Here is a 25,490-nt window from a genome sequence, read left to right as displayed (position 1 = left end):
GGGTCCCATGTCCAGAAAAGATTCGATGCGGCACCACGCCGATCGCGCATTCCAGGAACTCGACCGTGCCCGCTCGGCATCCTCGGAAGAGGCGGCGATGGCGCATCTCGAGCTGTCCGAGCTTCACCTCGAGAAGATGCACGAATTCTCCGAGGCGCCGCCGACACGGCTTCACGTCGTCAAAGATTAGCTTTTATTTTCTAAGCGCTTCGAAAGCTAACGCACGTAAGCGCGCGGGCGCGTGCGTTACGGCAGGATCGCCGCAGTAAGCGTCCCACCGGTTCGAGCGGGTGCGGCCATGCACGTCGAATTTCGATCTTTATTTCTTCGCGGCAGACGCGGGCGGCACTCGCGCGGCGAAGCTTGCCCGGCGACGGGCCTCCATCGGTAAGACGCAGCGCCCATCCCTCTCCGCTGCGCCTGGGGGGCGTGTCCGCACCGGGCACGCCCCTTTTCTCATCTGCGGTCCGGCAGCCGGATCAGGACGAGGGCCGCCGCAATCAGCACGGCGCCGAGCGCATCCGCCGGGCCCAGCCTCTCGCCATAAGCGAACCAGCCGATGACCGCCGTCGCCGCCGGCTGCGTGAGCAGGGCGAGACCGACCACGACCGGGGAGAGATGCCCCACAGCATAGACGAGGAAGCCCTGGCCGATCAGCTGGCTTCCCGCGGCGAGCAGGATCAGCGGCGTCCAGTCCGAGGGGACGATCGTCTCGCCGGCCGCGGCCGAGAAGAGCAGGAGCGGCACGGCGCCCGCGATGGTGGCCACGGCGAGCACCGGCATCGGCGCCATCGTTCTTCGCGCGCGATCGATGATCACCAGATAGACGGCGTAGAACAGGCCGGCGAGCAAGGCGAAGAGATCGCCGCGGAAGTTGCGCGGGGACATTTCATAGCTCGATCCGAGCAGCAGCGCCGCCCCCGCTCCGGCGCACAGCAGGGCCAGAGCCTGCACACGCCCCGGCAGCCGGCGCAGGACGAGGAAGCCGTAGAGCATCAGCAGGAAGCTCGAGCAATTGCCGAACAGGGTGGCATTGGCCAGCTTGGTGAGGTGAATGCCGACGTGCCAGGCGGCGAGATCGGCGGCGAAGAACAGGCCGCCGAAGCCGATGATCACGATCAGGCCGGCGGACGGCGCGGCGGGCGCTCGCAGGCCAGGGCGCGCGAGCAGCAGCAGGAACGGAGCGGCGAGCGCCAGGCGCCAGAAGCCGGCGGCGATCGGCCCGACGTCCGCGAGCCGGACCATCCACGGTCCGAAGGCGAGCATCAGATTGGCCAGGATCAGCGCCGGAAAGGCGAAGCGGCCGGCGCGCGCGTCCGGAGGGCGGGAGGTGTCGTGCATCCTGGCTGAGAGGGCGCTACGGCGGCAGGCGCCATGCCGTCAAGAAAAGCCCGACTGGAGATGCCGGAGCAAGCAAGGGACGCCGCGGCGGCGTGCTTTCTCTGCGCCCGCGCCCTCGGCCGGCGCATCGAATATCATCATCCGGTGCCGAAGAGCCGGGGTGGCCGCGATACGGTACCGGTCCACCCGATCTGCCATCGCGCGATCCATGCCGCGATCGACAACAAGGCGCTGGCGCGCGATTTCGCCGATGCCGAGGCGCTCCGCAACCATCCCGATATCGCGAGATTCCTGCTCTGGATCGCGGACAAGCCCCCGGATTTCCATGCGCCGACGCGGCGCAGGAAGACATAGCGCAGGCGCGGATGGTCTTCTCGCCGCGCCTCTGTCCCGGCCCTGCGTCGCGAGCGCCTGCTACGCCTCCAGCTCGATGTCCCAGTAGAGATAGTCGCGCCAGCTATCGTGCAGATAATTGGGCGGGAAGCTCCGGCCATTCTCCTGCAGCTGCCAGCTGGTGGGCCGATAGGGCCGGCGGTAGAGGTGCATGTGTGCCTCGGCCGGCGTGCGGCCGCCCTTGCGCAGGTTACACGGAGCGCAGGCGGTGGCGACATTCTCCCAGGTCGTGCGGCCGCCCTGGGCGCGGGGTACGACGTGATCGAAGGTGAGCTCGCGCTCATCGCCGCAATATTGGCATTCGAAGCGATCGCGGAGAAACAGGTTGAACCGGGTGAAAGCCGGGTTCTCCGAAGGTTTCACATACTGGCGGAGCGCGATCACCGAAGGCAGCTGGAAGGAGCGGCTGGGGCTGTGCACCTCCCGCGCATATTGGGCGACGATGTCGACGCGCTCGAGGAACACCGCCTTGACCGCGGTTTGCCAGGGCCACAGGCTGAGCGGATAGTAACTGAGCGGCGTATAGTCCGCGTTCAGCACCAGCGCAGGGCAGCTGTCGGGATGTCGAATGAGATCGGGGTGGTACATGCGCTCGCCGACGGCCTCCGTGTCCCGAGGGAGCTCCCCGAACGGCCCGGCCTGTCGCACTCAGGACGGGGAGGCTCTCCCCTGTCCGTCACCTCCTCGCAGCAGAAGGTGACAGGCGCATGACAGCACGCGTGCCGACTCGCGGTCAAGGGGCAAAGCACTGATGCACATCGTTTCCCGCTTCGCGCCCAGCCCCACCGGCCTCCTGCACCTCGGCCACGCCTATTCCTGTCTGCTCGCCCACCGCCATGCCCGCAGCCACGACGGCGGCTTCCTGCTGCGCATCGAGGACATCGACCCCGGCCGCGCGCGCGCCGAGTTCGTCGACGAGATCATCGACGACCTGCTCTGGCTGGGGGTGACCTGGGATGGGGAGATCGTCTTCCAATCCGAGCGCCTGCCGCTTTACGCCGACGCGCTGTCGCGCCTGAAGGCGGCCGGGCTGGTCTACCCCTGCTTCTGCACCCGTTCGACGATCGCCGCCGAGATCGCGGCCAGCGCCGCTGCACCGCACGGCCCCGACGGGCCGATCTACCCCGGCACCTGTCGCAGATTGCCTGCCGAGGAGCGGGCGCGGCGCCGCGCGCTCGAGCCGCACGCCTGGCGCCTCGACACAGAAGCGGCGCTCGCCCGCACCGGCCCGCTCTACTGGCACGATGGCGAAACCGAGGTTCTGGCGGAGCCGCAGGCGTTCGGCGATGTCGTGCTGGCGCGCAAGGACGCGCCGACCAGCTACCATCTGGCGGTGACGGTCGACGATGCAGCCCAAGGCGTCACGGACATCGTTCGGGGTCGGGATCTCTACGCCGCGACCGACATTCACCGCCTGCTCCAGGCGCTGCTCGACCTGCCGACCCCGCTCTACCATCATCACCCCCTGCTGACCGATGCGGACGGGCGCCGCCTCGCCAAACGGAACGGAGCGCCGACCCTGGCGGACCTGCGCCGCGGCGGTGCAGACCCGGCGCGCCTCGCCGCAGACCTTCTCGACGGCCGATTGCCGGCTGGATATTCGAGCATGGGACCCTAGATAGGCGACATGGACGTCTTCCTCTTCCTGCTCATCATCCTCGCCGCCGGCGCCACCCTCTTCGTGCTCGTGAAGGGCGTGATCGGAATGGCGCAGCAGAAGGATCTGACCGGCGCCCGATCGCAGGAGCTGATGCGCAAGCGCGTGATGTTCCAGGCGATCGCGATCGTGCTGGTGATCCTCTTCCTGATGATGGCGAGCGGGAGGAGCTGACGCTGGTCCGCCTCAACCGCATCTACACGAAGACGGGCGATCAGGGCCTGACCGGCCTCGCGGACGGATCGCGCATCTCCAAGGCGCATCCGCGCGCGGTGGCGATCGGCGACGTCGACGAGGCGAACAGCGCAATCGGCGTCGCGCTGCTTCACGTGCACGGCGCGACCGAGCGAGCAATGCTTCGCGCGATCCAGAACGAGCTGTTCGATCTGGGCGCCGATCTCGCGACCCCGGGCGAGGACTTCACTCCCACGGACATGGCGCTCCGCGTCGTTCAGCCGCAGATCGACCGGCTCGAAGCCGAGATCGACGCGATGAATGTCGAGCTCGAACCGCTGCGCAGCTTCATTCTCCCCGGCGGCGGCGCCGGCGCCGCACATCTGCACCTCGCCCGCACGATCGTCCGCAAGGCGGAACGATCGGCGGTCTCCGCAGCCGCGGAGGTCCGCCTTAACCCGCTGGCGCTGGTCTATCTCAACAGGCTTTCCGATCACCTGTTCGTCCTCGCCCGCTACGTCGCCAGAGCGGAGGGGGGCGACGTCCTTTGGCAGCCCGGAGCGACACGCGGCTAACCCCTGTCGCTATTCTGTTGTAAGCTCATCCTCAGGAGGAACGATGGCGGCGAAGGCCCAGGCGCTTGAAAGCGCGACCCTGGCGGAACGCTTCGCCGCGACGCGTGCGCTCAGCCGCGCCCTCGCTGCGCCGCTTTCCGATGCGGACGCCACCATCCAGCCCTCGCCAGAAGCGTCGCCGACCAAGTGGCACCTCGCCCACACCACCTGGTTCTTCGAGACCTTCGTCCTGCGCGATCACGTTGAGCGCTATTCGGCGCGCGATGCCCGCTGGGCCTATCTGTTCAATTCCTATTATGACGGTGAAGGCGCCCGTCATGCGCGGGAACGGCGCGGCATGCTGAGCCGCCCGAGCCTTGGCGAGGTGCTCGACTATCGCGCAAGGGTCGAGGACGCGCTGCTCGAGGCTCTTCCCTCGCTACCGACGGAGGCAACCGAGCTGGTCGAGCTCGGCATCAACCATGAGCAGCAGCATCAGGAATTGATGCTCACCGACATGCTGAGCGCATTCGCCGAAAATCCGCTCGCGCCCGCGATCTGGCAGCGCGGCGCGCGGCACGAGGAAGAGACTGCGCCGGGCGGCCGCGTCGGCTTTGCCGGCGGAATTCATGAGATCGGGCATCAGGGCAGCGGCTTCGCTTTCGACTGCGAAGGTCCGCGCCACCCGGTCCTGCTGCACCCTTATTCCCTCGACCAGGCCCCGGTGAGCAACGCCGCCTGGATCGAGTTCATCGACGCGGGCGGCTATCGCGATCCCTCGCTATGGACCGCCGATGGTTGGGCCTGGGTGCAGGCCAATGGCATCGCGGCGCCGCTCTATTGGTCGCGCGATCCGGATGCGGTTTGGCAGAGGTTCGGCCTCGATGGCCTGCGGCCGGTCGACAGGGCAGCCCCGGTTGCTCATGTCAGCTGGTACGAGGCCGATGCCTTCGCCCGCTGGGCCGGCGCGAGGCTACCGACCGAAGCGGAATGGGAAGCGGCCGCGGCAGACCTCGATCCCTGCGGCGGCAACCAGCTGGATGCCGCCGGCGCCGTTGCGCCGCGGGCGGCAGCGTCCACCGGCGGTCTCGTTCAGATGTTCGGAGACGTCTGGGAGTGGACCGCCAGCGCCTTCCTTCCCTATCCGGGCTTTCGGCCGCAGGAGGGCACGGTGGGCGAATATAACGGCAAGTTCATGGTCAACCAGTTCGTGCTTCGCGGCGGCAGCTGCGCAACGCCCCGGGGCCACATGCGGGCCAGCTATCGGAACTTCTTCTACCCGCACCAGCGTTGGCAGTTCTGCGGCCTACGGCTGGCGAGGGACGTCTGATGGATGCGCTGACGCATTCTTCAGCGGATCCGGCCTTCCGCGACGACGTCATTGCGGGCCTTTCGGCACCGATTCCTGCGATTCCCGCCCGATGGCTCTACGACCGGCGCGGATCCGAGCTGTTCGAGGCGATCACCACCCTTCCGGAATATTATCTCACCCGCGCCGACACTGAATTGCTCGAGCGCCATTGCCCGGAGGTCGCCCGTATCGCGGGGCGGGGTGACGTGGTCGTCGAATTCGGCTCTGGCTCATCGGCCAAGACGCCGATCCTGCTGCGCGCTATCGAAGCCTCGGCTTACGTGCCGATCGACATCTCCGGCGAGTTCCTCAGGACCTCGATAGCCGGCCTTCAGACGTTGCTGCCGGACTTGCCGATCCATCCGGTCGAGGCCGATTTCATGCGGCCAATCCACCTGCCAGAGACGATCGACCAGGCGGCGAAGATCGGCTTCTTCCCCGGCTCGACGATCGGAAATCTGGTGCCCGGCACCGCCGTGGACCTGCTCCGCGCAATGCGCGACACGCTCGGCGTCGGGGCCTGGCTGCTGATCGGAATGGACCGGGTGAAGTCCGTCGAGACCCTGCTCGCCGCCTATGACGACGCAGCCGGCATCACCGCCGCCTTCAACCTGAACCTCCTGCACCGCATCAATCGCGAGCTCGACGGGACCATCCCGATCGAAGCCTTTCGACATGAGGCGAGGTGGAACGACGCGCTCGCGCGGATCGAGATGCACCTGGTTGCCTCGCGCGACCTTTCCTTCGAAGTCGCGGGCGCAAGCTTCGCATTCGGGGCCGGCGAGACGATCCACACCGAGAACAGCCACAAATACGCCCCCCGCGACGCGCGACTGCTCCTCACGGCAGGCGGGTGGAGCGTGACGCACGAATGGACCACGTCCGACGAAGGCTTCGCCCTGATCCTTGCCCGGGCGGAGCCGCTTCGCTTCGCCCCCTGATCGGTTGCCCCTTCCCGCGCACGCCCCTACATGAACCCCAAGCGCGGGGAGAACGTGACGATGCTTGCCCTTTTTCAGATTATCGACCTGCTGCTGCGGGTGCTGATGTGGATCATCATCCTGCAGGCGGTGCTCAGCTGGCTTGTCGCTTTCAACGTCATCAACACCCACAATGACGGTGTCCGCCGCTTCCTGATGGCCCTGGATCGTCTCACCGAACCGCTGTACCGCCCCTTGCGCAGGGTGCTGCCGGACTTCGGCGGGATCGATCTCGCGCCGATGGTCGTGATCCTGATCATCATCATCCTGCGGGACATCCTGCTCCCGAACATCTTCGCCACGCTGATCGGCGGCTGAGCGACCGTGGGGGCCGAGCTCATCGACGGGAAAGCGTTCGCCGAAAGGCTGCGCAAGCGGGTTGCAGAAGCGGTGCCCTCTTTCTCTGTCGCGACCGGCCGCGCTCCCGGCCTCGCGGTCGTGCTGGTCGGCGAGGATCCGGCGAGCCAGGTCTACGTTCGCTCCAAGAACAAGGCGACGGTGGGCGCCGGCATGGCGAGCTTCGAGCATCGCCTGCCCGACACGACCAGCCAGGACGAACTGATCGCGCTGGTCGAGCAACTGAATGCCGATGAGAGTGTCGACGGCATCCTCGTGCAGCTCCCGCTGCCCGCCGGCATCGACGACAAGGCGGTGATCGAGGCGATCGACCCCGACAAGGATGTCGACGGCTTCCACGTGATCAGCGCCGGCCGGCTCGCGGTCGGCGAGGAGGGCCTCGTCCCATGCACCCCATTGGGCTGCCTGATGCTGCTCCGTGACCGGCTCGGCGACCTCTCCGGCCTCGAGGCGGTGGTCATCGGCCGCTCGAACATCGTCGGCAAGCCGATGGCGCAACTGCTGCTGGCAGAGAATTGCACGGTGACGATCGCGCACAGCAGAACGCGCGACCTGCCTGGGGTCGTGCAACGCGCCGACATCGTCATTGCCGCCGTCGGGCGGCCGGAGATGGTGCCCGGCGGGTGGCTGAAGCCCGGCGCGACGGTGATCGACGTCGGCATCAACCGCGTGCCGGGCGCGGACGGCAAGTCTCGGCTGGTCGGCGACGTGGATTTCGCCAGCGCATCGGAGGTCGCGGGGGCTATCACGCCGGTGCCGGGCGGAGTAGGCCCGATGACCATCGCCGTGCTGCTGAGGAATACGCTGGTCGCCGCGCATTCCCGTGCCGGCCTGCCGGCCCCGCAGGGGCTTTGACGGCGCCGCGGACCAAGGGTGAATGGGGGAACACGCGTGCTCGAGCTTTTCGTTTCCGCCTTCGTCACCTTCTTCGTGATCATCGATCCGCCGGGCTGCGCCCCGATCTTTGCGGGGCTGACCCGCGACACCCCGTCCGGCCACCGCTTCTCCATGGCCTGGCGCTCGGTGGCGATCGCGTTCAGCATCCTCGTCTTCTTCGGCTTGCTCGGCGAGGACCTGCTTTCCGCGCTGGGCGTCAGCCTCGCTGCGTTCCGCATCGCGGGCGGCATCATGCTGTTCCTGATTGCGCTCGACATGGTGTTCGAGAAGCGGACCCAGCGGCGCGAGGCGCGCGCCCAGGAAGTCGGCGCGGACCCGGCCCACGACGACATCTCCGTCTTCCCCATGGCGATACCGATGATCGCAGGGCCCGGATCGATCGCGTCGATCATGCTGCTCGTCGCGCGCAGCCAGGGCGTCGAGCAGACCGCGATCGTGTTCGCCGCCCTTGCCGCAGTGATGGCCCTGACCCTGGCCGCTCTGCTCGCCTCCGGGCCGCTGATGCGGCTGATCGGTCACAAGCTCGAGGCGATGCTCACACGCCTGCTCGGCGTGATCCTCGCCGCGCTTGCCGCTCAGTTCGTGATCGACGGTATTTCGGTCAGCTTCCAGGTCTAGCCGGCGGCCGGCGGCCCTGCGGAGCCGGACGGGGGGCTTCCGGGACGCCGATCCGCCCCTTGTCCACCTTCCACATCCGATAGGGCGAATTCTCCGGAAGATCGATCGAGTCCAGCCAGATCGGGATCTCGCCTCGGACGAGCTGCATGTAGAAGCCCTTCTTGGCGTAGGCGGCGTAGATCGTCGATTCGGCCATTCCCGGGCAGATCAGGACATAGTCGATACCGCGCTTCGCGATCACCGAGCGGGCGAACTCGCGGCTCCCGCGGAAGGTCTTCATCACGTCGAGGATGTCGTTGCCGTTGCGGTGGTACGGTCCGGCCACCGCCGAATGGGGAGTCACGGCGATCAGCCGCGGCCCCAGATCGACGAAGGTGAGGACATAGCCTTTCGGTTGCGCCGCCACCGGCTTCAGCGCCGCGAGAGTCGGACAGCTGGCATTGGCCTTGTTGCCGGCTTCGCGGACCTTGCTCGGCGGGGGCTTCGGAATGAAGCGCGTCGCCTCCTGCGCCGCGACGCCGGAAATGACGAGGAAGGCGGCGACGGTGCCCACGACCCGGACGAGCACGAGACGGCTGGAACGCAGGCGCGGGATCAGGGCCCAGGCAAGGCCGGTCGCCCCGGGCAGCGCGAGCAGCTGGGCCGCCGGACCGGCGCGGCTCTGCCAGAGAAGGAGCAACGCGGCGAGCAAGGCAGGCGCGCCGACCGCAGCCCAGATGGCGAGCGTGTCGGGTTCCCGTCGGCTGCGCCAGAGCATGACGACATAGCCGACCAGGCCCGCGATCGGCAGCGCGGCGATCCCGAGACCGGTCTGCCAGCCGTGGGTGTAGAGCGGACGCGCTTCGCGGACGTTGCCGAGCCACATCCGCTCGAGCTCGGGCGACACGCCCTCGAGCCGGCCGAGACAGTGCGGCCACGCCAGAGCGAAGGCGCCGGCGACGATCACGGCCGCCAGCGCGGCAAGGGCGAGGCGCAGCGGCCAGCGAGCCGGCGTCAGGAATGCGAGGCCGACGCAGAGCGCCCCCGCCAGGACCATCGCCGACAGCCAGACTGGGGAGAGGGCGTCGCACACCGGGGCCCGGTTCGCGTAGGAGGCGAAGGCAAGGAAGCCGAGCGCACAGCCGCCGGCCAGCGTCACTCCATAGGTTGCGAGCCGCCGCGCCTCCGCGCCGTCGCGCACCCAGAGCAGGCCGGCAGCCGCGCCGAACAGCGCGAGATAGAGCAGCATCTCAAGCCCGATCGCGAGGGAAAAAGCGGTGGCGAGGCCAAGCACGGCGCCACCGCGCGCCCGGCGCCGATCCGACAGGCCCATCACCGCCACGGCGAGGGCGGCGAGCTGCCAGCCATGGTGATCGATGCGCAGCGGCGACCACATGCCGCGGACGCTGTGGGCGCAGAGCAGCAGCGCGATGGCGAGGGCGAAGGCCTGCGGCGCCACCAGGCGGCGAGCCGTGACCGCGACCGCCGCCATGCCGACGCCCATCGGCAGCAGCGGCGCGACGGTGACCGCCCATCGTTCGGCTGCGGCGCCGCCGAGGATCGGCGCCAGAGCAAGCTTGATGCCGGCAATGGGCAGGTCGACGATCCGGGACCAGTGAATGTCGGCCCCGGCGGGCGGATTCAGCCGATATTGTCGGAGGTCGTACCAGCCCTGGCCGCCGAGGAGCGCGCGAACCTGCGCCATGCGCAGATTGTCATCGGTGTCGCCGAGGCTGAAGCCGCGGATCTGCGCCCAGCGGTTGAAGATCAGCAGGCCCGCCGTCACCAGCCAGAAGACGAGCAGCCACCAGCGCCAGTGCCTCTCCAGCCTGTCGAGAGCGTCCATCCTGCTGCTGCCCCTTCCCAACTCCGGGCTCCGGCATTAATCGCTGCGTCGCAAAGGGCAAGCGCACCACCTCCGGAGAACCATGCCGATTCAGCGTACTCTCGAGCGGCATCTTCCGCAGCACGCGCCGCTTATCGGCCAGATGATCCGCTTCGGCCTTACCGGCGGTCTGCTGACCCTGCTCGTGGCCGGCGGATATTGGATCGTCGCGGACGTGTTCCACGTCGAGCCGATGCTGTCGATGACCCTCAATTATCTCGTCTTCACCGGCCTCGGCTACTTCCTGCACAGCCGCTGGAGCTTTCGCGGCCACGGCTCGCGCGATCGGCCGGGGCTTCGCACAGCCCGCTTCTTCACCGTCAACACCACCGGCTTCCTGCTCAACCAGTTCTTCGTGTGGCTGCTGGTCAAGCATATGGGCGGGCCGGTCTGGTGGTCGGTGATCCCGATCGTGCTGGTGACGCCGCTGGTCACCTTCTCGCTCAACCGCCGCTGGGTATTCGGCTGATGGAACGCATCGTCTACGATCGCATGGCCGAGCTGGACGGCCGCCACTGGTGGTACACGGCCCGCCGCGCGATCCTCGCCACGCTGATCTCCCGCAAGCTGAAGCTGCCCGCGCACCCGCGCATCCTCGAGATCGGCTGCGGCACCGGCCACAATCTCGAGATGCTTCAGCGCTTCGGCACGGCCGACGGGATCGAGATCGATCCGGCGGCGCGGGCGCTCGCCGCCGAGCGGCTGGGACGGGCGATCGGCGACGCGCCTCTGCCTGCCCTGAACGGGGTCGAGGATGGCGCCTACGATCTCGTCGCGATCCTCGACGTGCTGGAGCATGTCGAGGAAGACAGGGAAGCCCTGGAAAGCATCGGCCGCAAGCTGAAGCCCGGCGGCAAGATCCTGATTACCGTTCCGGCCCATCCGTGGATGTGGAGCGCGCACGACGTCGTGAACCATCACAAGCGGCGCTACACGCGCCGGGCGCTTCGCCAGGTGATTGCGGCCGCCGGGCTGAAAGTGGAGCTGCTGAGCTGGTTCAACAGCCTGCTCTTCCCGCTTGCCGCCGCGGCACGCCTCGTCGGACGGGTGACGGGCAAGGAAGACAGCGACGACAAGATGCCTCCCGCTCCCGTCAACCGCCTGTTCGAGGTGATTTTCGGGCTGGAGCGCTACGCGGTGGGCAGGTTGCCCCTGCCGCCGGGCGTGTCGCTGGTGGCGATCGTCTCCGTGCCCTGACTCGCCTCCGCCTCGTGCGCGACGTGGCCGAGCTGCGGCTGCCCGCCGGCATGACCGGCGATATCCGAGACGATGTAGAGCGGGCGCCGCTTCGACTCGATGTACAGCCGGCCGAGATATTCGCCGATCATGCCGAGCACGAACATCTGCACCGCGCCCAGCACCACGACGACGAGCATCAGCGAGGTCCAGCCCTGCATGGCCCGCCCGGTGAAGAAGCCGAAGGCGATGTAGCCGAGCAAGAGCACGGAAGCGGCGACCAGCCACAAGCCGATATGGCTCGCCATGCGCAGCGGCGCGGTGGAGAATCCGGTCACCGCATCGAGAGCGAAGCGCACCATCTTGGAGAGCGGATATTTGCTCTGCCCGGCGTGGCGCTCGGCGCGGTCGTAGGCGATCGGCACCTGGCGGAAGCCCACCCAGGCGACCATGCCGCGAATGAAGCGCGCCTGCTCGGGCAAGGCGAGCAGCGCATCGAGGGCACGACGGCTCATCAGCCGGAAATCGCCCGTGTCGAGCGGGATCTCGATCTCCGCCATGCGCGAAAGCAGGCGGTAGAACAATTTCGCGGTCGATCGCTTGAAGGCGGTCTCGCCCGCACGGGCGCGGCGCACCGCGTAGACGACATCGGCGCGCTGCGATTCCATCGTCGCGATCATGTCGGCGAGAAGCTCGGGCGGATCCTGGAGATCGGCGTCGATGATCAGGATACGCTCGCCGGCGCAGAGATCGAGCCCCGCGGTGAGGGCGAGCTGATGACCGTGATTGCGCGACAGATTGACCGCGACGAGATGCGGATCGGTGGCGGCGATCGCCTGCATCATCTCCCAGGATCGGTCGCGCGAACCGTCGTTGACCAGCACGATCTCGTAGGACGTGCCTGCCACCTGCCGCGCGGCGCGGCTGAGCCTGGCATGCAGCTCCCCGAGGCAGGCCTCCTCGTTGTAGCAGGGGACGATGATCGAGAGCGAAAGGGCCATCAGGGAATCCGGGGCTGGGTGCGGTCCACCACCCGATAGAGCACCGAGGTGCCGCTGCGCCAGATCGGTTGAAGCCCGCGCAGCAGGCGCGGGTCGTGCCGGGGCGGCCTGATCAGCCAGACGTAATCATAGGCATTGCGCGGGAACTCGGCGAGCGAGCGGTTCAGCGACAGCCAGATCTCCCCGTAGCATTGCCCCTCCAGGACCTGCTGATAGGGGTCGCGCGCGAAGCGGCCGCCTTGCGGATAGCGGGTGGTGAGGAGCTGCGCGCCGTGCATCGACCATTGATCGTTCGAGAAGGCGTCGCGCCGGACCAGCGCAACGGCCGGAAGATGCTCGATCCGGCTCATCGCCCAGCCCCTGCCGCACGGGACGCCGACGAACGACAACAGGCGCGCATCCCGTGGAATGTGCGGCACCGCCTTCAGCTCGGCGTCATAAGCCTGGTCGTAGAGATAGAAGCTGGCGGTGGTGCCAGCGGTGCGGACGGCCACGAACACCAGCCCCAGCACCGCCAGGATGGTCCCCGCCTTTCCATCCCAGTTGCGCTTGAACCGGATACCGATCACGGCCACTGCGATGGCATAGGGCGCGAGCCGCATGTCCGCATAGTTCGATCCGAACACGATGCGGGGCAGGCAGATGTAGACGATCGCGAGGAACAGCGCCGAGGCGGCGAGGTTGCGCGAATATTGCAGCCTCCTCCACCACAGCAGACCGATCACCAGGACGAGCCCGATCACGGCGAGCGAGCCCTTGTCGAAATCCTCCCAGCGATCGCGGAGCGCCATCAGCACCCAGTTCATCTTCTGGGTCCATTTGAACCACTGGCCGGTATAGCCGGTGACGTGTTCACCGCTGCGCCAGGCCATCATCAGGAGCACCGGCGGCGCCAGCGAGATGCACTGGATCGCGGCCTTTATGCCGCCGTTGAAGAAGCCCCGGCGAAGATCGAGCTGGCGCACGAACTCGGCCGAGAAGGCCATCACCCCCAAGGTTCCCCAGCCGAAGGTATGCGCCACCCAGATCAGAACCGAGATCGGCACGAACAGCGCGGCGCGCAGCTTGAGCCGGCCGAGACGCGCCAGCCTCAGCCACAAGGCGAAGGCGAGCAGCGCCAAGGCCATCGACAGAGCGAAATTGAGGAAGCCGAACATGAAAGGGAAGTTGAACGCCAGCGGCAGCGCGAAGAAGGTGGTGGGCGGAATGCGGCCATGCACCTCGCGCGCCACCCACAGCATGCCTGCCGTCGTCATCACCGGAATCGAGATGGTGATCAGCTTCACTGCCGCTTCGACGCCGACGATCTTGGCGAGCGGAATGACGAGCAGATCAACGCCGAGATTGCCGATCAGCGCCCATTCGAAATGGTAGAAGCGCTGCAGCCCCGGCGAGCGGCCGATCTCCAGCTGGACATGGAAGCGGCCCATGTGTCCCGGCAAATCGACGAGCGGCGGGATGTCGGGCCACAGCAAGGGGATGGCGGAAACCAGCACGACGATCGCGAGAAGCCACGGCTGCTCCCACCACAGGCGCGATGCGGGCGCACCATGGTGAGTGTCGGGCGGGTGGGCGATCATCTGGCGGCGGGGCTCCGTTCGTGAGGCCGCTGACTTCCCCAGCGGAGAGCGAAGATCAACCGGAAAGTGCGCGCAGCACGTCCAGCGCCACCGGCCGCAGCGCAGCGTCTCGGGAGGTTCGTCGGCCTCGCCTGAACGAACGCCTACGGGCGCATTCAATCGGCATACAGTGGAGACACGCTAGACGCGCTCTCAATGAAGTGCTTCCCAGGAGCTTGATGATGAAGAAGTTGGTTCTCGCGGGCGCGGCGCTCGCCGTCCTCGCCTCCACCGGCGCCGCCGCTCAGCCGCAGAGCCGCGCGGCCGGTCAGTCGCTGACTCGCGACGCCGTCGCCGCGCGCGTCGACGCCCGCTTTGCGCGCCTCGATGCCAATCGCGACGGCGCCGTGACCCAGGACGAGCTGCGTGCCCGCGCCGAGGCGCGTCGCGGCAAGCGCGGCGAATTGCGCAACGAGCGCCGTGCCCAGCGCGGCGAGCGGCGGGCCGAGGCTTTCGCCCGCCTCGACGCCAACGGCGACGGCTCGATCAGCCGGGCCGAGTTCGACGCCCGGCCGAAGCTCGATCGCGAGCAGCGTCTCGAGCGCCGCGCGGCACGGGGCGAGCGGCGTTCCTTCACCGGCCACCGTGGTCATCGAGGCGGCGCCCTGTTCGCCCGCCTTGGCGCCCGTCACTTTCAGGCGGCCGACGCCAACCGCGATGGCCGCCTGACCCGGGCGGAGGCGCGCCAGAGCGCGCTCGCGCTCTTCGACCGGATCGACGCGGATCGCGACGGGACGATCAGCCAGGACGAGCGCCGTGCCGCGCGCGAGGCGTTCGGTGGCCAGCGGGGACAGCGCCCGCGCGCCTGACCTGCAAGGCAGGCATGAAAGAAGGGCCGGAGCGGCAATGCTCCGGCCCTTCTCGGATGTCACATCATTCGGCGGCGAGATGCCATTCCGGCGGCGCCTCGGCCGCGCGAAGGCGCTTCTCCTCTTCGTACAGATAGTCCCAGGTCATCGGGATGGCCGAGCGCTGCTTCACATATTGGAGTTGCCAATTGACCAGTCCGCCGTGCCGGAACGCCGCCTCGGAGCCGGCAAGATAGAATTGCCACATCCGGTAGAAGCGCTCGTCGTACAAAGCGACGATCTCCTCCTTCGCGGCAACCGTTCGCCGATACCATTCAGCGAGCGTCAGCGCATAATGATAGCGCAGCGCCTCGACGTCGGTGACGATCAGCCGATGCTTTTCCGCCTCTACGACCAATTCAGACAACGAGGGAATATAGCCGCCGGGGAAGATGTACTTGCGGGTCCATTTGTCGGTGACGCCCGGGCGCCCGGCGCGCCCGCAACAATGCGACACCATCACCCCGTCCGGCGCGAGCAGCTCGTTCATCTTGGCGAAGAAGCCCGGATAATGGGGCGTCCCGAGGTGCTCGATCAGACCGACGCTGATGATCCGATCGAACGGCCCCTCGACATCCCGATAGTCCATCAGCTCGAACTTGACGTGATCCGACACGCCCGCCTCGGCAGCGCGCTCGCGCGAGAACTCGATCTGGTCGGGCGCCAGCGCGATGCCGAGCACGTCGACACCGTATTGGCGATGGAGATAGAGAGCGAGGCCGCCCCAGCCGCAGCCGATATCGAGCACCCGCATGCCCGGCTTCAGATGAAGCTTGGCGGCAAGATGCGCCTTCTTGTCGAGCTGCGCCTTTTCCAGGCTGTCGTTCGGATCGAGATAATAAGCGCAGGTATATTGCCGGTCCTCGTCGAGAAAGAGCTCGTAGAGACGGCGGGTGAGATTGTAGGTGTGTTCGGCGTTGCGCCGCGAGCGGCTCTTCCAGTTGATCTGATCGAGCTTGCCGACGAGGGTGGACGCAGCCTTGCGGACCGGCCCCTTCGGCTTCAGCGCGCCCTTCTTCTCCCAAGGGGCGTTGGCGCGCACCAGAAGGATGAGATCGCGGATGTCGGCGCCGTCCTCCACGACGAGTCGGCCGTCCATATAGGCTTCGCCTGCTCCGACGCGCGGATCGCTGGCGATGGCGAAGGCGGCCTTGCGATCGGTCAGGCGGACCCTGATGGACTGCCAGCCGGGCTCGGCGCGCCCGTATCGATATTCCTTGCCGTCATGATCGACGACGACGAGCTCACCCTTCTTGATGAGCCGGCGAAGCATTTTGTCGAGCAGCCACATGGCGGGCGAGAATAGCCGGCACTACGCCGAGTGCAACTACTTGCGGATGACGGGGGTTGCGGCTTCGATTCAAGCCAGGTCGGCCGCGCGTACCGCTTCCACCGAGGCTCTTATCGTGCAGCGCAGACCGTCGGGCTCGAAATCGAGATCGGCGCGACCGGCAAGATCCGGGGCGAGGCCGCGCTCGATCAGGCGCGAGCCGAAGCCGCGTCGCTCGGGTGCGTTGACCTCCGGCCCGCCGGTTTCCTTCCACTCGAGCAGGAGCGTCCCCTGCTCCTCGCGCCAGGCGATCGAGACCCGCCCCCGCTCGCTGGACCGGGCCCCGTATTTTGCGGCGTTGGTGACGAGCTCGTGCAGCGCGAGCGCGAGCGCGAGGGCGGCGCGCGGCCGCAACGACAGCTCCCCTTCTCCGCGCAGCTCGAAGCGCGAAGTGTCTCCGGCCAGATGCTCGGTCGCGTCGCGGACGATCCGCTCCAGCCCGGCGCCTTCCCAGTTGCGCTCGGTGAGCAGGTTGTGCGCCCGGGAGAGTGCCAACAGCCGTGCCTCGAACCGGGCTCGGGCCTCGGCAAGCGAGACGTCGCCCTTCAAGGTCTGGAAGGCGATCGCCTGGACGCTCGCGAGCGTGTTCTTCACCCGGTGGTTGAGCTCGTTGATCAGCAGCCGCTGATGCTCCTCCGCGACCTTGCGCTCATGAATGTCCTCGGTGGAGCCGTACCAGAGCAGGATCGCGCCGTCCTTCCCGTGGCGCGGGAAGGCCCGGGAGCGCGCCCAGCGGAAGCTGCCGTCGCGCAGCTTCAAGCGATGCTCGATGTCATAGACGTCGCCGGTCTCGAGGCTGTGCCGCCAGGCCGCGAAGCTGGCAGGAACGTCTTCCGGGTGAATCCCCTCGGCCCAGCTGTCCCCGAGCCCCGTCGTACCGGTCCATTCCTCCCAGCGTCTCGCGACACGGTTCAGCGCGCCGTCCGGCGTGGCCGTCCATGTCACCTGCGGATTGAGCTCCACCGTATGACGATAATGATCCTCGCTCTCGCGCAGCGAGCGCTCGGCCTGGGCGCGCTCTACCGCCGCCCAGGTTCGTTCCGCCACGTCCCGCGCGATGGCGGCGTCGGAGCGGCGCCAGGCCCGCGGCTCCGGCTCGTGCACGTAGAGCAGGGCCCGCAGGGCGCCGTCGCGGACAAGAGGCACGGTGATCAACGCGCGAACGCCCATCGCATTCCAGGCGGCCACGAGCTCGGGCGACGCGGCGGGAAGGCTGCCGAGATCGGGGAGTACGAGCACTTCCCCGCTGCGCAAGGCGCCCAGGGCCTCGCTTCCGAAGCTGCTGAGCGGCGCATGCTGGCCGGCAAGGCTGGTACTCCCGTCGCGAGTCCAGTCGCTGCGGACGGACGCCACCTGCCGAGCCTCGTCGACCTCCGCATAGCCGACCCGGCTGGCGCCGAGATGCTCGCCCAGCAGCGCCGTGGCGACCTGTTTCACGCGCTGGGGGTCGGTCTCGCCGCGCAGGGCATCGGCCAGACGGATCTGGAAGGACAGGCGCCGTTCGGCGAGCACTGCCCGCGTTACTTCCTCGCGCTGGCTGAGGATCCCGGCCACCGCGCCGGTTTCGTCGGTGAGGGGCGAGAGCGTGTACGTCCAGTAGCGCTCCTCGATGACACCGTCTCGCGCCACCGGGATGATCTGCTCCGCGACCGAGAGCCCCTGGCCGCTCTCCATCACCGCCTGGAATTGGGGCGAGAGCCAGTCCCACAACTCGCCATAGGCCTGCTGAGCAGGCTGGCCGAGCAGGCGGGGCTCGGGCAATCCGAGCCATGCGCCGAAGGCGTCATTGTGGAGCAGGATGAAGTCGGGACCCCAATAGACAGCCGACGGGCTGCTCGTTCTCAGGCAGATCTCCAGGGCGAAGCGAAGCCGGTCCGGCCATGCCTCGATCGGCCCGAGCGGGCTCGCCGCCCAGTCGTGCCGGCGAATGATCTCGGCCATCCTGGAAGAGGCCGGTACGGCGACCGGCGAAGAGATGACCATGTACGCGCGTTGCCCCCCGGAACAAGGACGGCAACCTAGCGGCTGGCGGATCAGGCCGAAAGCCTTGTCCCACCGATCTGGATCAGGATCGTCCGGGCTTCTCGTCGCCCCCGAAGATCAGATTGCCGTCGCGCGGCGGCGATCGGAGTGGCGCGGGGTTCCGGACTGCCGATTGCGGCGAAGGTCGTAGGCTCCTTCGTACGCCGCGGAGGCTCAGGCCAAGGCGGCCTGCTTTTCCTCGGCGATCCGATCGAGCTCCGCGCGGCTCTTCTTCTCGGCGGCGGACTTCAGCTGTCCGCAAGCGGCCATGATGTCGCGGCCGCGCGGTCTCCGGATCGGCGCCGAGATACCCGCCTCGTAGACGATATCGGAGAAGCGCTGGACGCGCTCGTCCGACGAGCATTCGTAGAGCGCGCCAGGCCAGGGGTTGAACGGGATCAGGTTGACCTTGGCGGGAAGCTTGTACTTGCGGATCAGCCGGACGAGCTCGCGCGCATCCTCGTCGCTGTCGTTCTTGTCCCTCAGCATCACGTACTCGAACGTGATCCGCCGCGCATTGTTGGCGCCGGGATAGTCCGCGCAGGCCTGCAGCAGCTCCTCGATACCGTATTTGCGGTTCAGCGGAACGATCTCGTCCCGGATCTCCTTGGTGACCGCGTGGAGAGAGACCGCGAGATTGACTCCGATCTCCTCGCCCGCGCGCGCCATCATCGGCACCACGCCGGACGTCGACAGGGTGATGCGGCGGCGGGAGAGGCCGAGGCCATCGCCATCCATCACGATCTTCAGGGCGTCACGGACGTTGTCGAAATTGTAGAGCGGCTCGCCCATTCCCATCATCACGATGTTGGAGAGCATCCTGCCTTCCGGCTGCGAGGGCCACTCCCCGAGGGAGTCGCGGGCGAGCATGACCTGTCCGACGATCTCGTTCGGCCGCAGGTTACGGACCAGGCGCATCGTGCCGGTATGGCAGAAGCGGCAATTGAGCGTGCAGCCGACCTGGCTCGACACGCACAGAGTGCCGCGGTCCGCATCGGGTATGAAGACCATCTCGAAATCGTGGCCGTCATCGGTCTTGAGCAGCCACTTGCGCGTGCCGTCGGTCGAGACCTGCTCGACGACGACCTCCGGCCGTCCCACCTTGAACCTTTCCGCGAGCCACGCGCGCTGGGGCTTGGCGATATCGCTCATGGCATCGAAATCGGTTGCGCCCCGATTGTAGATCTGGTGCCAGATCTGCTTGGCGCGAAGCTTCGCCTGCTTGAGATCGAGACCGGCCTCGATCAATGCGTCGCGTATCCCTTCGCGGGGGAGACCCACGAGATCGACGCGAGCGTCGGCGCTGTCGAACGCGGGACGCGGGACGGGAACCGGGTCGATGAGACCGGGGATGGGCATGGCGGCTGTCATGAGGCCCCCTATCTAGGGGACGAACATGGTTTTTTCTAGACGGGCCGCATTGCCGGCGTGCGCCGAGTCTCAGCGCCGCTGCGCGCAGGCAATCGCGGCCGCGTCGATCGCGCTGGCGGCCCCGCGCAGCGCGTAGAGATCCCTCACCAGCGTTCCGCGCTCCGAGCGCGTCTCGATCGTCATCTGGAGCCCGATGCGCATCGCCGCGACGATGTCACTGTCCGCGCGCGCATCGGGCGCCCACGCGTTGCCGCCTCCGCCGACGAGCTGGAAAGTCCTCTCATCGATCCTCAGAAGTACGGCCGAGCCGCTCCTCTTCGACTGGCTGAGCCGGAAATGGACCTGCCCGCGCACCGGCCGCTCGGGCCACCAGCCGACCGAGGCAAATGCGCCCCGCGGGTTGTTCCGGGCGGTGCGCTGAGGTTCCGAGATCGCATAGCAGCGACTTTTTTCCGCAAAAGCGCCCCAGAGGCCATAGACGCCCACCGCCTGCCGCTGGGCCGCAGCGACCCCCGCAAGGGCCAGGAAAAGACAGGGAAAAAGCGCGGCGCGCAGCATCCGCCCAGCATGCGCGGACCTGTTGCCGAAAGGCAACGGAAATCCCCGTTTATGGTACGTTAATGAAACCTTTCTTCCGTCGGGGCGCTGGGCCGCCCGTCCCGCATTCAGGAAAAAACGGAGTAATTTCACATGCGTAAGGTTCTTGTCGCCGCCCTTCTGGCGGGCAGCTTCGCCACCCCGGCCCTGGCTCAGGAAGCCGCCTCGTTCACCGGTCCGCGTATCGAGGGCCTCGTCGGCTACGACATCCTGAAGTCCGGCGAAAGCGATGACGACGGGGTCGATACCAGCAGCAACAATGGTGACGAATCCATCGAAGGCGTCAGCTACGGCGTCGGCGTCGGCTACGATTTCGATCTCGGCAACGTCGTCGCCGGCGTCGAGGCCGAATATGCCGATTCCTCGGGCGAGCAGGAAGCCGACGAGACGCTCGACGGCATCAATTTCTCGTCGAGCGTGGAGACCGGCCGCGACATTTACGTCGGCGCCCGCCTTGGTTTCCGCGCTGCGCCCAGCACCCTCGTCTATGTGAAGGGCGGCTACACCAACACCAGCATCGAGGCCAATTACGAGACGGCCGGCGATCGCTTCGAGTTCGACACCAACGTCGACGGCTGGCGCCTGGGCGCCGGGATCGAGCAGCTGTTCGGCCCGAACCTCTACGGCAAGCTCGAGTATCGCTACTCGAACTACAACAACCTCGATTTCAGCGACAATTTCGACCTCGACAATTTCGAAGCCGAGGATTTCGACACCGACATCAACCTCGATCGTCACCAGATCATGGCGGGTATCGGCTTCCGCTTCTGATCGCCTGCCGCCGACCCCCACGGTCGGCGGCGGCAAAGGGGGAAGGCCGGGGAATCGCAAGACTATCCCCGGCCTTTTCGCGAGAGCGCGCACTAACCTCTAGCGGGATCGTGGGCACCGCTTTACAACCCGCGGGCAAGTACCACTTCCGGGGGATTCCATGAAGGCGACGATCGAACGGGCTACGCTCCTGAGGAGCCTCGGCCACGTCCAATCCGTGGTGGAGCGCAGGAACACCATCCCGATCCTGTCGAACGTGCTGATCGAGGCGCAGGAGGGCGGCGGGCTCCGCTTGATGGCGACCGATCTCGACCTCCAGATCAACGAGTCCGTCGAAGCGACGGTGATCCAGCCCGGCGCCACCACGGTCTCCGCCCACACGCTGTTCGACATCGCGCGCAAGCTGCCCGAAGGCAGCCAGGTCGAGCTCAGCGCCGCCGAGGGCAAGATGCAGGTCAACGCCGGGCGCGCACGGTTCAACCTCGCCACCCTGCCGCGGGACGATTTTCCGGTGATCGCCGAGGGCGAGCTGCCGACCCGCTTCGAGCTCCCTGCAACGACCCTCAAGCAGATCATCGACAAGACGCGCTTCGCGATCTCGACCGAGGAGACGCGCTACTATCTGAACGGCATCTTCCTGCACGTCTCCGACGAGGCGCAGCCGGTGCTGAAGGCCGCCGCGACCGACGGCCATCGTCTTGCCCGCGTGACCGTGCCGCGGCCGGCGGGCGCCGAGGGGATGCCGGACGTGATCATCCCGCGCAAATGCGTGGCCGAGCTGCGCAAGCTGCTCGACGAGGTCGATGGCACCGTCCAGGTGTCGCTCTCCGAGAGCAAGGTCCGTTTCGGCCTCGGCACCGCGATCCTGACCTCCAAGCTGATCGACGGCACGTTTCCCGACTACAGCCGGGTCATTCCGACGGCGAACGACAAGCTGCTGCGCATTGATCCGCGCAGCTTCGAGGAGGGCGTCGACCGCGTCGCCACCATTGCCAGCGAGAAGACTCGCGCGGTCAAGATGTCGCTCGACCGGGATCGGGTCACCCTCTCCGTGACCAGCCCCGAGAACGGCACCGCCGCCGAGGAGGTCTCCGGCGATTACAGCGCCGACGGCCTCGAGATCGGCTTCAACGCGCGCTACCTGCTCGATATCCTCGGCCAGATCGAAGGAGAGACGGTGGAGGTCCACCTCGCCGACGCGGCCGCGCCGACCCTGCTGAGGGAGAACGACAAGGCACCGGCGCTCTACGTGCTGATGCCGATGCGCGTCTGATCGCGGGCGGGAGCGATCATTTTCTGACGGGATGGTCGCGGGCGACAGGGTTGCGCCCATGGTCACGCAGGGCCAATCGGGCGCGGTGACCATCGGGCGCCTCTCTCTCGTCGATTTCCGCTCCTACCGGGATGCCCTGCTCGCCCCCGGCCCGGGCCTCGTCGTGCTCACGGGCGACAACGGCGCGGGCAAGACGAACGTCCTCGAAGCCGTCTCGCTGCTCTCGCCCGGGCGCGGCTTGCGCGGCGCCTCGCTCAGCGAAATGGCACGCAGCGGAGGGACAGGAGGCTTCGCCGTCGCGGCGCGGCTGGGCGACACCGAGCTCGGCACGGGCACGAGCCCTGCGGCACCCGAGCGAAGGCAGGTGCGGATCAACGGCGCGCCCGCCTCGGCGACGTCGCTGTCCGAATGGCTGTCGGTGCTGTGGCTCACTCCGGCCATGGACCGGCTCTTCCAGGAAGGTGCAAGCGGGCGGCGGCGGTTTTTCGATCGTCTGGTCCTCGCGCTCGAGCCGGGGCACGCCGTGCATGCCGCTCGCTATGAGGCGGCGATGCGCGCGCGCAACAAGCTGCTGGCCGAGGAGCGGCCGGATCCGGCGTGGCTCGCCGCGCTCGAAGCGCGGATGGCGGAGCATGGCGGGCCCATTGTCGAGGCGCGGCGAACGACCGTGGCCTCGCTCTCCGAGAGGCTCACGGCGGCGCCGGAGGGTCCGTTCGCGCGCGCGGGCCTCGAGCTGGAAGGCGGAGAGGAAGGCCTCCGGACCGCGCTTCCCGCCGGGCGGGCGCGCGATGCCGCGGCAGGGCGAACGCTGATCGGCCCGCATCGCACCGACCTCAGGGTCACCCATCTCGGCAAAGGACAGCCGGCGGAGCTCTGCTCGACCGGCGAGCAGAAGGCCCTGCTCCTGTCGATCGTCCTCGCGCATGCCGACCTGGTCGCCGAGCGGTCGGGCAGCCGACCGGTCCTGCTGCTCGACGAGGTGGCGGCGCACCTCGATCCCAGGCGGCGCGGGGCGCTCTTCAGTCGCCTTTCCGACGCCGGAGGTCAGGTGTGGATGACCGGGACGGAGCCCGCTCTGTTCGCCGAGATCGGCGGGAGCGCCAGCCACTTCGAGGTCTCGGACGGGGCGCTCCACGCCCGCTGATCCCGCGACCGGAAACGCTTGCTGCCGCGCGCGTTGACGGCGGAGAGGAGATCGAGATGAGTGATCGTGAAAATCAGACCGCAACCGGGACGGAACCGCCCGGCGAGGGCGACAGCCTCGAAGACGCGGCCCGCGAGGCCGCCGAGGAGATGGAAAAGGCGGACGCGCCCTACGCGGGACGCGGCGACGGCGGCTGAACCGGCACGGCACGCGAGCGGAGGGCAATGGCGAGCCCAGCGAGGGCGAGGATGCCGCCGGCCACCGCCAGCTTCGACCAATGATAGCCTTCGAAGATCGTCGAAAGCGTCATCGCGATGATAGGAATCAGCAGGCTCGAGTAAGCGGCTCGCGCCGGTCCGACGGCGCGCAGGATTCCGAAATAGAGGGTGAAGGCGATCGCCGAGGCGAGCAGGCCCAGGTAGAAAAGACCGACCCAATAGCCGATCCGCGCCTCGACCACCGGGGGCCCGAACAACCACCAGGCGAACGCGGCGTCGCAGAGCACGGCGTAGAACATGCCCCACGCCAGCATGGCCGAGATCGGCCGGGCGCGCATGCGCTCCGAGGCCTGCATCACGTTGGAGACGGACGCGGAGAGAACTCCGGCGAGGGTGAGACCAATACCGATCAGCACCTCGCCTGCCGGCACGTCGCTGGCCCGCAATTCCTGCAAGAACAGCAAGGCGACCCCGGCGACCGCGATGGCCGAACCCAGAAGGAAACGACCGGTCATCCTATGCTTCAGGAACAGCCAGCCGAGCGCTGAATTGGGCACGAGCAGCAAGGCGAAGACGACCGCGACGAGGCCTGAGGTGACGTGGTGCTCCGCCGCGTAGACGAAGTTGAAGTTGAGGAAGAACTGGGGAATGCCGAACAGCAGTGCGAGGGCATGCCCCTCCCGGCCGATGCGCAGGGACGCTCCGGTCCAGCGGGCGTAGGCGAACATCGCCGCGCAGGCGATGACAAAGCGATAGGTTACCGACCAGGTTGCAGGGACGGTGCCGAGCTGATCGCGAATGACCAGCCAGGTCGATCCCCAGATGAACGTGATCAGGATGAACGGGAACAGGACCCTCGGCTGAAGGAGGCTTCCCGTCACAGCGCGGAGATGGCCGCGGCCAGCCTGTCCACCGCCTGCACGTCGGAGTCCCAGCTGGTCACCAGGCGCGCTTCGCCGACACCCCAATCGTAGAAGTCGAAACCCTGATCACGCAGAGCCTGCGCTTCCTGCGCGGTGACGCGAAGGAAGACCTCGTTGGCCTCGACCGGAAGGACAAGCCTATCGCCGGCTGCGGCGGCGAGGCGCGCCGCAGCGTCGTTCGCGGCGCGGGCGTTCCGCAGCCAGACGTCGTTCTCCAGCATCGCCAGAACCTGCGCCGCCATGAAGCGGCCCTTCGACAGAAGGTGGCCGGCGCGCTTGCGCCTGTAGAGCGTCGCCTGACGATGCGTCTCGCCGAAGAAGATCAGCACTTCCGCAGACATTCCACCATTCTTGGCGAAGCCGAAGCTGAGAGCGTCGACTCCAGCGCGCCAGGTGACGTCTGCGACCGAGCAACCGAGCCGCACCACAGCGTTGGCGAAGCGGGCGCCGTCCATGTGCAGGGCGAGACCATGTGAGCGCGCCAGATCACCGAGCGCAGCAACTTCATCCGGCGTGTAGACCAGGCCGTATTCGGTTGCGTTGGTGATCGAGATCGCCGCCGGCTGCACCTGATGGACGTCCTTGCGGATCCCGGAGACCAGCCCCCTCACCGTCTCCGGCGTCAGCTTGGCACCCTCTCCCTCGCCGAGCAGGAGCTTGGCGCCGTTCGTGTAGAATTCGGGCGCACCACACTCGTCGTTCTGGATGTGCGCATCGCGGTGGCAGACAATGCTCCCCCAAGGGGGGCACAGCGCCGCCAGGGCGAGCGAGTTTGCCGCGGTGCCTGTCGCAACCCAGAGGGCGGTGACCTGCGTCTCGAAAAGATCGGAAAACACACCGTCGAGGCGCTGGCTCCAGCGGTCGCCGTCGTAAGCGGTGTCGAGTGCATTGGCGGCGGCGAGAGCCTCCATCACTTCGGGGCAGACCGCGGCGGCATTGTCGGAGAAGAATCGCATGCGGCGGCGCATAAGCCGCGCCGTGGCGAGGTCAACGCGCTTCTTTTCGGCTCGC

The 25,490-nt window shown here is 67.5% G+C and carries 28 protein-coding genes; 17 read left to right on the top strand and 11 right to left on the bottom strand.

Annotated features, from left to right (window positions below; genetic code table 11):
* Nucleotides 1–25: 25 nt before the first annotated feature.
* Complete coding sequence (locus E2493_RS02000; RefSeq protein WP_167737335.1) at nt 26–190, top strand: hypothetical protein; 165 nt, start codon at nt 26–28, stop codon at nt 188–190.
* A gap of 266 nt (nt 191–456) precedes the next feature.
* Here the strand turns inward: E2493_RS02000 and E2493_RS01995 are convergent, their stop codons facing one another.
* The gene (locus tag E2493_RS01995) at nt 457–1,341 is read right to left on the bottom strand and encodes a DMT family transporter (protein ID WP_135083195.1); all 885 of its coding nucleotides are present in this window, start codon (nt 1,339–1,341) and stop codon (nt 457–459) included.
* A 33-nt stretch (nt 1,342–1,374) separates the two neighbouring features.
* Here E2493_RS01995 and E2493_RS01990 point away from each other — a divergent pair, with 33 nt between their 5' ends.
* The gene (locus tag E2493_RS01990) at nt 1,375–1,695 is read left to right on the top strand and encodes an HNH endonuclease (RefSeq protein ID WP_225421081.1); all 321 of its coding nucleotides are present in this window, start codon (nt 1,375–1,377) and stop codon (nt 1,693–1,695) included.
* Between the two features lie 60 nt (nt 1,696–1,755).
* Here the strand turns inward: E2493_RS01990 and E2493_RS01985 are convergent, their stop codons facing one another.
* Complete coding sequence (locus E2493_RS01985) at nt 1,756–2,322, bottom strand: HNH endonuclease (RefSeq protein WP_135083193.1); 567 nt, start codon at nt 2,320–2,322, stop codon at nt 1,756–1,758.
* A gap of 163 nt (nt 2,323–2,485) precedes the next feature.
* Between E2493_RS01985 and gluQRS the strand changes: the two genes are divergently transcribed.
* The 8 genes from gluQRS to E2493_RS01945 are packed head-to-tail and all read left to right on the top strand — an operon-like array spanning nt 2,486 to nt 8,322.
* Entirely contained in the window at nt 2,486–3,352 is an 867-nt protein-coding gene (gene gluQRS, locus E2493_RS01980) for a tRNA glutamyl-Q(34) synthetase GluQRS (protein WP_135083192.1), read from the top strand.
* A gap of 9 nt (nt 3,353–3,361) precedes the next feature.
* Nucleotides 3,362–3,565 carry an HIG1 domain-containing protein gene (locus E2493_RS01975; RefSeq protein ID WP_135083190.1) on the top strand — a complete coding sequence of 68 codons (204 nt, stop codon included), beginning with the start codon at nt 3,362–3,364 and terminating at the stop codon, nt 3,563–3,565.
* A gap of 2 nt (nt 3,566–3,567) precedes the next feature.
* Entirely contained in the window at nt 3,568–4,140 is a 573-nt protein-coding gene (locus E2493_RS01970) for a cob(I)yrinic acid a,c-diamide adenosyltransferase (RefSeq protein WP_135083188.1), read from the top strand.
* 43 nt (nt 4,141–4,183) lie between these two features.
* Complete coding sequence (gene egtB, locus E2493_RS01965; RefSeq protein ID WP_135083186.1) at nt 4,184–5,449, top strand: ergothioneine biosynthesis protein EgtB; 1,266 nt, start codon at nt 4,184–4,186, stop codon at nt 5,447–5,449.
* Nucleotides 5,449–6,411 carry an L-histidine N(alpha)-methyltransferase gene (gene egtD, locus E2493_RS01960; protein WP_135083184.1) on the top strand — a complete coding sequence of 321 codons (963 nt, stop codon included), beginning with the start codon at nt 5,449–5,451 and terminating at the stop codon, nt 6,409–6,411. The genes egtB and egtD overlap by 1 nt, the downstream gene beginning before the upstream one ends.
* A gap of 30 nt (nt 6,412–6,441) precedes the next feature.
* Nucleotides 6,442–6,768, top strand: coding sequence for a YggT family protein (locus E2493_RS01955; protein WP_225421080.1), 327 nt, complete (start codon nt 6,442–6,444; stop codon nt 6,766–6,768).
* Nucleotides 6,769–6,774: 6 nt separating this feature from the next.
* A complete protein-coding gene (gene folD / locus E2493_RS01950) occupies nt 6,775–7,662 on the top strand; it encodes a bifunctional methylenetetrahydrofolate dehydrogenase/methenyltetrahydrofolate cyclohydrolase FolD (protein ID WP_135083182.1) in 888 nt (295 codons plus the stop codon).
* A gap of 36 nt (nt 7,663–7,698) precedes the next feature.
* A complete protein-coding gene (locus E2493_RS01945) occupies nt 7,699–8,322 on the top strand; it encodes a MarC family protein (protein ID WP_135083181.1) in 624 nt (207 codons plus the stop codon).
* On the opposite strand, the gene E2493_RS01940 is transcribed toward E2493_RS01945, so the two are convergent.
* On the bottom strand, nt 8,306–10,147 hold the full coding sequence (locus tag E2493_RS01940) for an AcrB/AcrD/AcrF family protein (protein ID WP_225421079.1): 1,842 nt from the start codon (nt 10,145–10,147) through the stop codon (nt 8,306–8,308). The genes E2493_RS01945 and E2493_RS01940 overlap by 17 nt on opposite strands.
* An 82-nt stretch (nt 10,148–10,229) precedes the next feature.
* On the opposite strand from E2493_RS01940, the gene E2493_RS01935 reads away from it, so the two are divergent.
* Nucleotides 10,230–10,655, top strand: coding sequence for a GtrA family protein (locus E2493_RS01935; protein ID WP_135083179.1), 426 nt, complete (start codon nt 10,230–10,232; stop codon nt 10,653–10,655).
* On the top strand, nt 10,655–11,383 hold the full coding sequence (locus tag E2493_RS01930) for a class I SAM-dependent methyltransferase (RefSeq protein ID WP_135083177.1): 729 nt from the start codon (nt 10,655–10,657) through the stop codon (nt 11,381–11,383). The genes E2493_RS01935 and E2493_RS01930 overlap by 1 nt, the downstream gene beginning before the upstream one ends.
* Here E2493_RS01930 and E2493_RS01925 read toward each other — a convergent pair.
* Complete coding sequence (locus tag E2493_RS01925) at nt 11,317–12,363, bottom strand: glycosyltransferase family 2 protein (protein ID WP_191992950.1); 1,047 nt, start codon at nt 12,361–12,363, stop codon at nt 11,317–11,319. The genes E2493_RS01930 and E2493_RS01925 overlap by 67 nt on opposite strands.
* Nucleotides 12,363–13,943, bottom strand: a complete 1,581-nt coding sequence (locus E2493_RS01920) for a hypothetical protein (RefSeq protein WP_191992949.1) — start codon at nt 13,941–13,943, stop codon at nt 12,363–12,365. Before E2493_RS01920 ends, E2493_RS01925 begins: the two co-directional genes overlap by 1 nt.
* A gap of 221 nt (nt 13,944–14,164) precedes the next feature.
* Here E2493_RS01920 and E2493_RS01915 point away from each other — a divergent pair, with 221 nt between their 5' ends.
* Nucleotides 14,165–14,791 (top strand): EF-hand domain-containing protein, encoded by a 627-nt coding sequence (locus tag E2493_RS01915; RefSeq protein ID WP_167737334.1) that lies wholly within the window; start codon nt 14,165–14,167, stop codon nt 14,789–14,791.
* Between the two features lie 64 nt (nt 14,792–14,855).
* On the opposite strand, the gene E2493_RS01910 is transcribed toward E2493_RS01915, so the two are convergent.
* From E2493_RS01910 to E2493_RS01895, 4 genes are all read right to left on the bottom strand, one after another.
* Nucleotides 14,856–16,121 carry an SAM-dependent methyltransferase gene (locus E2493_RS01910; protein ID WP_135083171.1) on the bottom strand — a complete coding sequence of 422 codons (1,266 nt, stop codon included), beginning with the start codon at nt 16,119–16,121 and terminating at the stop codon, nt 14,856–14,858.
* Nucleotides 16,122–16,190: 69 nt separating this feature from the next.
* The gene (locus E2493_RS01905; protein ID WP_225421078.1) at nt 16,191–18,101 is read right to left on the bottom strand and encodes a sensor histidine kinase; all 1,911 of its coding nucleotides are present in this window, start codon (nt 18,099–18,101) and stop codon (nt 16,191–16,193) included.
* A gap of 255 nt (nt 18,102–18,356) precedes the next feature.
* Nucleotides 18,357–19,541 (bottom strand): 23S rRNA (adenine(2503)-C(2))-methyltransferase RlmN, encoded by a 1,185-nt coding sequence (rlmN, locus tag E2493_RS01900; protein ID WP_135083167.1) that lies wholly within the window; start codon nt 19,539–19,541, stop codon nt 18,357–18,359.
* Between the two features lie 81 nt (nt 19,542–19,622).
* A complete protein-coding gene (locus E2493_RS01895; RefSeq protein WP_135083165.1) occupies nt 19,623–20,111 on the bottom strand; it encodes a hypothetical protein in 489 nt (162 codons plus the stop codon).
* Between the two features lie 132 nt (nt 20,112–20,243).
* Between E2493_RS01895 and E2493_RS01890 the strand changes: the two genes are divergently transcribed.
* The 4 genes from E2493_RS01890 (at nt 20,244) to E2493_RS20995 (ending at nt 23,535) form a co-directional block, all read left to right on the top strand.
* Nucleotides 20,244–20,921, top strand: coding sequence for an outer membrane protein (locus E2493_RS01890; protein ID WP_135083163.1), 678 nt, complete (start codon nt 20,244–20,246; stop codon nt 20,919–20,921).
* Nucleotides 20,922–21,081: 160 nt separating this feature from the next.
* The gene (dnaN, locus tag E2493_RS01885) at nt 21,082–22,194 is read left to right on the top strand and encodes a DNA polymerase III subunit beta (RefSeq protein ID WP_135083160.1); all 1,113 of its coding nucleotides are present in this window, start codon (nt 21,082–21,084) and stop codon (nt 22,192–22,194) included.
* An 85-nt stretch (nt 22,195–22,279) separates the two neighbouring features.
* On the top strand, nt 22,280–23,338 hold the full coding sequence (recF, locus tag E2493_RS01880) for a DNA replication/repair protein RecF (RefSeq protein WP_135083157.1): 1,059 nt from the start codon (nt 22,280–22,282) through the stop codon (nt 23,336–23,338).
* Nucleotides 23,339–23,394: 56 nt separating this feature from the next.
* A complete protein-coding gene (locus E2493_RS20995; protein WP_167737333.1) occupies nt 23,395–23,535 on the top strand; it encodes a hypothetical protein in 141 nt (46 codons plus the stop codon).
* On the opposite strand, the gene E2493_RS01875 is transcribed toward E2493_RS20995, so the two are convergent.
* A complete protein-coding gene (locus E2493_RS01875) occupies nt 23,508–24,437 on the bottom strand; it encodes a DMT family transporter (RefSeq protein WP_135083154.1) in 930 nt (309 codons plus the stop codon). The two genes, E2493_RS20995 and E2493_RS01875, sit on opposite strands and share 28 nt — an antisense overlap.
* Complete coding sequence (locus E2493_RS01870) at nt 24,434–25,435, bottom strand: threonine aldolase family protein (RefSeq protein WP_135083151.1); 1,002 nt, start codon at nt 25,433–25,435, stop codon at nt 24,434–24,436. Before E2493_RS01870 ends, E2493_RS01875 begins: the two co-directional genes overlap by 4 nt.
* Between the last annotated feature and the right edge of the window lie 55 nt (nt 25,436–25,490).

Origin of the sequence: Sphingomonas parva (ex Maeng et al. 2020) (assembly GCF_004564275.1) — a bacterium.
Lineage (GTDB): Bacteria > Pseudomonadota > Alphaproteobacteria > Sphingomonadales > Sphingomonadaceae > Allosphingosinicella > Allosphingosinicella parva.
This window is presented reverse-complemented; position numbering and strand designations above follow the sequence as displayed.